This window comes from Rhizobium sp. SVR5-9E (genome assembly GCF_056755095.1).
Genome location: NZ_JBNDHS010000014.1, coordinates 80,657 through 86,768 on the forward strand (window position 1 = coordinate 80,657; position 6,112 = coordinate 86,768).

General features: G+C 59.9%; 6 protein-coding genes. 4 read left to right on the plus strand and 2 right to left on the minus strand.

Features of this window, described 5'->3' with window-relative positions; all coding sequences use genetic code 11:
* Positions 1–152: 152 nt before the first annotated feature.
* The 3 genes from ACPYOJ_RS09915 to ACPYOJ_RS09925 all read left to right on the plus strand — a co-directional run bounded on the left by ACPYOJ_RS09915 (position 153) and on the right by ACPYOJ_RS09925 (position 3,192).
* The gene (locus ACPYOJ_RS09915; protein ID WP_481416086.1) at positions 153–953 is read left to right on the plus strand and encodes an inositol monophosphatase family protein; all 801 of its coding nucleotides are present in this window, start codon (positions 153–155) and stop codon (positions 951–953) included.
* Positions 954–1,065: 112 nt separating this feature from the next.
* Positions 1,066–2,157 (plus strand): flagellar motor protein MotA, encoded by a 1,092-nt coding sequence (locus ACPYOJ_RS09920; protein WP_481416087.1) that lies wholly within the window; start codon positions 1,066–1,068, stop codon positions 2,155–2,157.
* Positions 2,158–2,160: 3 nt separating this feature from the next.
* Positions 2,161–3,192 carry a peptidoglycan -binding protein gene (locus ACPYOJ_RS09925; protein WP_481416088.1) on the plus strand — a complete coding sequence of 344 codons (1,032 nt, stop codon included), beginning with the start codon at positions 2,161–2,163 and terminating at the stop codon, positions 3,190–3,192.
* Positions 3,193–3,322: 130 nt separating this feature from the next.
* Here ACPYOJ_RS09925 and ACPYOJ_RS09930 read toward each other — a convergent pair whose 3' ends face one another.
* Both ACPYOJ_RS09930 and ACPYOJ_RS09935 read right to left on the minus strand, forming a co-directional pair.
* Positions 3,323–3,511 (minus strand): YegP family protein, encoded by a 189-nt coding sequence (locus ACPYOJ_RS09930; RefSeq protein ID WP_168831533.1) that lies wholly within the window; start codon positions 3,509–3,511, stop codon positions 3,323–3,325.
* Positions 3,512–3,575: 64 nt separating this feature from the next.
* Positions 3,576–4,565, minus strand: a complete 990-nt coding sequence (locus tag ACPYOJ_RS09935; protein ID WP_481416089.1) for a Bug family tripartite tricarboxylate transporter substrate binding protein — start codon at positions 4,563–4,565, stop codon at positions 3,576–3,578.
* A 214-nt stretch (positions 4,566–4,779) separates the two neighbouring features.
* On the opposite strand from ACPYOJ_RS09935, the gene ACPYOJ_RS09940 reads away from it, so the two are divergent.
* Positions 4,780–5,997: an adenylate/guanylate cyclase domain-containing protein gene (locus tag ACPYOJ_RS09940; protein WP_481416090.1), complete on the plus strand. Its 1,218-nt coding sequence runs from the start codon at positions 4,780–4,782 to the stop codon at positions 5,995–5,997.
* The last annotated feature ends 115 nt before the right edge of the window (positions 5,998–6,112 follow it).

A 6,112-nucleotide genomic window follows, 5' to 3' on the forward strand; every position in this document is an offset into this window, starting at 1 on the left:
TCCGCCGATCTCGCCATGCCTGGTTCCCCTTGAAATTTGCCCGATTTTGTGGTCTTGAGGCCGCCAACCTTTTTATGAGCGCTGCCGTTTCCGGCGATCAGGGACTTTCCCCCTGACAGCGCATCCCGTCCAGTTCCAAGGAAAATGCCCCGATGGCCCGTTCTGCTCTTCTCAATGTCATGGTTCAGGCTGCCATCAAGGCAGGAAAGTCGCTGGGGCGTGATTTCGGGGAAGTGCAGAACCTGCAGGTGTCTGTGAAGGGCCCGGGCGATTTCGTGTCCAACGCCGACCGGAAGGCCGAAAAGATCGTCAAGGACGAACTGCTGAAGGCGCGGCCGACCTATGGCTTCCTTGGCGAGGAGAGCGAAGAGATCAAGGGCACTGACGGCGCCCATCGCTGGATCGTCGATCCGCTCGATGGCACGACCAATTTCCTGCACGGCATTCCGATGTTTGCCGTGTCGATCGCGCTCGAGCGCAACGGCGAAATCGTCGCCGGCGTCGTCTTCAATCCGGCGACTGACGAGCTCTACACGGCGGAGCGCGGCGGCGGGGCGTTTCTCAACGATCGTCGTCTGCGCGTCGGCGCCCGCCGCGTGCTTTCGGATTCCGTCATCGGCTGCGGCGTGCCGCATCTCGGCCGTGGCAATCACGGCAAGTTTCTTGTCGAGCTTCGTCATGTCATGGGCGAAGTGGCCGGCATTCGCCGCATGGGCTCGGCCGCGCTCGATCTTGCTTACGTTGCCGCCGGTCGCTTCGACGGTTTTTGGGAAACGGGGTTGTCTCCGTGGGATATCGCAGCCGGCATCCTGCTCATCCGCGAAGCGGGCGGCTATGCGACTGACTGGAACGGTGGGACGGATATTCTTGATACCGGCGCGCTCGTCGCCGGCAACGAGTATATTCACAAGGCTCTGATGGAAACCATCAAGCGCCCGATACCTACGAAATGACGTCGGCGAAAACTGGCTGTTGTAAAGACACGGTTTTCTCTTTGCGCATACTTCAATTCGGCACAATGTTGCTCTAGTCTCCGGCTGCAAGCAATCCGGAGGCTGCGCAACGATGGAAAATGTGAATGCGGCGGAGTTCGGCTCGACCGAAAAACCGAGCGGCAATTATGTCTACAAGCTCTCCAGTCCGATGCCGTTTCTCTGGACGATGCTGCTTTTTCTTGTCATCGTCGGTTTCATCGCCGCCATTCTTTTCCGGCAGGCGCAGTCAGCCTTCATGCACAATCCGGGCCTCAACGGCCTGATTCTCGGCGTCCTTGCTGTCGGGATCATCCTCGTCTTCAGCCACGTGCTGTCACTTCGTCCGGAAGTGCGGTGGTTCAATTCTTTCCGCGCAGCCGGTAGCGCAGACAAGGTCAACCGCAATCCGAGACTGCTTGCGCCGATGCGCGCGCTGATCGGCAATCGTAAGTCGACGGCGGCACTCTCGACCACTGCGCTACGCTCCATCCTGGACTCGATTGCCACGCGCCTCGATGAATCCCGCGATACGTCGCGTTATCTCATTGGCCTTCTGGTCTTCCTCGGCCTGCTCGGCACTTTCTGGGGCCTCATCGGTACGATCGGCTCGATCAGCGGCGTCATTCAGTCGCTGGATGCAGGATCGAACGGTTCCGGCGACGTGCTGACCACGCTCAAGGAGGGCCTTTCCATGCCGCTTTCCGGCATGGGACAAGCCTTCTCGTCATCGTTGCTCGGCCTTTCCGGATCACTCATTCTCGGCTTCCTCGACCTTCAGGCGGGCCGGGCACAGAACCGCTTCTACATGGAGCTCGAAAACTGGCTTTCGTCGGTGACTGACGTCGGCTCCGACCTGGCTGTTCAGCCGATCGACGGGGCTACGTCTTCCGAGGATGTTCGCGCGTTGTCGGACTATCTGAAGAAGGTTGCCGATGAAGGGGGCGCCGGCAGCCAGCGCTCGGTCGCGGCGATGGCAAGTCTTGCCGAAGGCATCCAGGGCCTCGTCAAGAACATGCGCAACGAGCAGCAGATGCTACGCGACTGGATCGAAGCGCAGCAGGACGAGGCGAAAGCCATGCGCCGCACGCTCGACCGGCTCGCCGAACGCATCGGCGGACAGGAAAGGTATAGCTCTTCCGAACGGAGCCATCGAGCCCATACCGAGAAGAGCGAGGGCAAGTAAACCATGGCGCTCGCCCGAAACCGCCGCCGCCAAGGGGAAATGAACTACTGGCCAGGTTTCGTCGACGCTCTGTCGACGCTTCTGATTGCCATCATGTTTTTGCTGACGGTGTTCGTTGTTGGCCAGTTCATTCTCAGCCGGGAGATTTCCGGCCGCGACGAGGTGCTGAACCGCCTCAACAGTCAAATCAACGAGCTGACGCAACTGCTGGCCCTCGAGAAAGGCAGCAACCAGGATCTCGAGGATTCCGTCGCCAATCTGCAGGCGTCGCTTGCGAGCGCAGAAGGCGAACGCTCGCGGCTGCAGGCGCTGCTCGACGCCGGCTCCGGCGGGCAGGACGCGGCGCAGCAGCGCATCGGCGGCCTGACCAAGGAGTTGGACGAGCAGAAACAGATGAGTGACCGGGCCATGAGCCAAGTCGAGCTTCTCAACCAGCAGATTTCGGCACTCAGGAGCCAGATCGCAGCCGTCGAGGCGGCGCTGCAGGCCTCGGAACAGAAAGACCAGAGCTCGCAGGCGAAGATCGCCGATCTCGGCCGGCGCCTCAACGTCGCATTGGCCCAGCGCGTCCAGGAACTCAATCGCTATCGCTCCGATTTCTTCGGCCGCTTGCGCGAAATCCTCTCCGATCGTGAAAACATCCGCATCGTCGGCGACCGTTTCGTTTTCCAGTCTGAAGTCCTGTTCCCCTCCGGCAGTTCCGATCTCAATCCGGAAGGCATCGCCGAAATGGGTAAGCTTGCGACCGCGCTGCTCGACCTGGCGAAGGAAATCCCGCCTGAAATCAATTGGGTGCTCCGCGTGGACGGTCATACCGACAACGTGGCGCTGTCCGGATCTGGCCGCTATCGCGACAACTGGGAGCTCTCCTCGGCGCGCGCGATTTCCGTTGTCAAATATCTCATTTCGCAAGGGGTACCGGCCGATCGGCTCGTCGCGGCCGGCTTCGGCGAATTCCAGCCAATTGCACCCGGCGATACACCGGAAGCCCGCGCCACCAACCGTCGCATCGAGCTCAAGCTGACCGAGAAGTGATCGGCCTACGGGAACTTTTAGCCAGTTGGGCAGCAGATAAATTAGCGCCGAACGATCCGCTGGCTCGTCGCGCTTCCAGGGGCATGACAGAGGCCAGTAAGGCGGCGCCTTGCCGGCGCCGCCAAACTAATCAAGCCGTCGCCGTGGTCTGATCGTCCACCGTCGCGCCCGGCGCGTTCTTCTTGATGGATTCGATCGCGCTCAGGGCGGAGGCCTTGGCTTTGTAGCCTTCAGAGCTGAACATGGATTCGCCGTTCGACGCCTTGAAGCGGAAACGGAATTCGCCGGCCTTGTCTTTGTACACTTCAAACTTATACATCGATTATCTCCCAATATCAGGAAGTTGCCTGCTAACGGGAGATAATCTAGTGCAAAAGTTGAACTTATTCCATTTGGATATTTGCGCCCTTGACGATCGGACCCCACTTGGCCAGTTCGGCTTTCACATGAGCGCCAAGTTCCTCCGGCGTCGAGCCGACGATGGTGGCGCTGAATTCGTTCATACGCTCGGCAACCGCCGGATCCTTGAGGGCCTTGTTGGCGGATGCATTGAGCTTCGCGACAACATCGGCAGGCGTATTCGCCGGCGCGAAGAGCGCGTTCCATGTATAGGTCTCGTAGCCGGGAACGCCAGACTCGGCGATAGTCGGAATATCGGGGAAGGATGGAGCGCGTTTCGCGGTCGTGACCGCCAAGGCCCGCAACTTCCCGGATTTGATGTGACCGGAGGAAGAGGGCAAATTATCGAACATGATCGACACTTGGTTTCCCAAAAGATCGGTCAAGGCAGGTCCAGCGCCCTTGTAGGGGATATGCTGCATCGTGACGCCAGCCATCGAATTGAACAGTTCGCCGGACAGATGCAGCGGCGTGCCGTTGCCCGAGGAAGCATAGCTCCACTTGTCGGGCTCGGCCTTCAGCAGCGCAATCAGTTCCTGCACGTTTTTGACAGGCAGTTCCGGATTAACGACGAGCACGTTAGGCACGATGACGAGCAACGAAACGGGCGCGAAATCCTTTTCCGGATTGTAAGGCGTGGATTTGAGGATGAGCGGGTTGAGCGCGTGCGTCGCAACCGTCCCCATCAGAATGGTATAGCCGTCCGGTTCGGCGCGCGCGACGTTGTCTGCACCAAGGTTGCCGCCGGCACCGGCGACGTTCTGGACGACCACCTGCTGGCCCAGGTCTCCGGACATCTTTTCGGCGATAATGCGAGCGACGACATCCGTGGAGCCGCCGGCAGCAAAAGGAACGACCAGTGTAACCGCGCGATCCGGAAAGCCGTCGGCCTTTGCGGTCCCGGTCCCCAGAGCCGCAAGCAGTCCAAGGCCGAGCGCCATCCCAGCGCGACGGGTGATGTTAAAAATTGCCATTCAATTCTCCTCCCGGAATTCAGCAGCTGTTCAAATCGGCAGGAGGAGGGTAGGGCATGGACGGACAAAGGCAACCGAAAGCGGCCGGGCCGACATGCGACTTTAGTGTTGAGCGAAACGATCCGGCTGTTGATATTCCAATCGGTCCTTCGCTAACCATCTATACAGGGATGTTGATGTGTCCGCTTGGCGGGACGAGATTGTGGAGTTTCAAATGCAGGCCGTATCCAATCCATTACCAGCGCCCGTGGAGGCGGAGGATGGCCGTTGGCCGGTGCGCCGGCGAAAAATCCTCGACTGGCTGATCAACGATACCCGCGGCGAGCGATACATCGACAATATCCTGGTGGAGATGTGCATACGGCTCCAGGCCGCAGGCGTTCCTGTCGCCCGCGCAACGATGCATTTCCGGACGCTCCATCCGCAATGGCGCGGTGCACGCGTCCTCTGGCGCCTTGGGATGCAGAAAGCCGAGATCACGACTTTCGGCTACGGCGTCGAATTGACGTCGCAATTCCTGAACAGCCCGATGAACGATATCTTCAGCGGAGCGGCAGAAGTCCGGCAGAAGCTGGAAGACGAGAACACTTCCTATCCGCTTTACGACGAGCTGCGAGGGGAGGGACTGACGGATTACGTTGCCTGGCCGATGGATCATACGCTCGGCAAGCGGCACGTCGTCACCTTCTCAAGTGACAGGCCGGGCGGCTTTGACGATGAGCACCTGACCTTCCTCAGAGACCTCATGCCGGCGCTTACACTCGTCACTGAAGTCCGGGTCAAAAACATTCTTGCTCGCACGCTACTGGAAACCTATGTCGGGCCACACGCCAGCGAGCAGATTCTGGCGGGCGCCACGACCCGCGGCAGCGGCGCAACGGTTGGCGCGGCGATCCTCATCTGCGACATGCGGGATTTCACGAAGATCTCCGATCTTTGGCCGCGCGACGATGTGCTCGAATTGCTGAACGCCTATTTCGATGCCATGTCGGAGCCGATCGAAAGGCATGGCGGCGAGATCCTGAAATTCATGGGCGACGGGCTGCTCGCCATTTTTCCGCTGACCACGCCGGAAGCCTGCCACAACCTTCTCAGTGCAATCAAGGAAGCTCAGGCCGCGATGGTCGAGCTCAATCAGTTCAACAAGGAGCGGGGGCTTGTGCAGCTCCGCTACGGCATCGGCGTACATGTCGGAGACGTGATGTACGGCAATATCGGCTCGCACAAGCGCCTCGATTTCACGGTGATCGGCCCGGCGGTCAACATCGCGTCGCGGCTGGAAAGCTTGACGAAGGAGATCAAGCGTCCCGTGCTGCTGTCGAAAGCCTTCGTCGAAATGGCAGGCTGCGAAGCCGGTTTGGAAAGCCTCGGCTCCTTCCCGCTGCGCGGACTGGGCGAGCCGGTGGATGTCTACGCGTTTCCGGAATCCTGAGAAGCTACTTGGCTATCGCCAGAGGCTCGTTCGCACCCGTCTCGAACTGCAGCTTCGCCAGTTTGGCGTAGATCCCGCCATGACGGATCAGGCTCTGATGAGCGCCCTCTTCGAC

Excerpts from the sequence above, each read along its gene's own strand:
- ACPYOJ_RS09915 (WP_481416086.1), top strand. The coding sequence starts at position 153 with ATGGCCCGTTCTGCTCTTCTCAATGTCATGGTTCAGGCTGCCATCAAG.
- ACPYOJ_RS09920 (WP_481416087.1), top strand. The coding sequence starts at position 1,066 with ATGGAAAATGTGAATGCGGCGGAGTTCGGCTCGACCGAAAAACCGAGC.
- ACPYOJ_RS09925 (WP_481416088.1), top strand. The coding sequence starts at position 2,161 with ATGGCGCTCGCCCGAAACCGCCGCCGCCAAGGGGAAATGAACTACTGG.
- ACPYOJ_RS09930 (WP_168831533.1), bottom strand. The coding sequence starts at position 3,511 with ATGTATAAGTTTGAAGTGTACAAAGACAAGGCCGGCGAATTCCGTTTC.
- ACPYOJ_RS09935 (WP_481416089.1), bottom strand. The coding sequence starts at position 4,565 with ATGGCAATTTTTAACATCACCCGTCGCGCTGGGATGGCGCTCGGCCTT.
- ACPYOJ_RS09940 (WP_481416090.1), top strand. The coding sequence starts at position 4,780 with ATGCAGGCCGTATCCAATCCATTACCAGCGCCCGTGGAGGCGGAGGAT.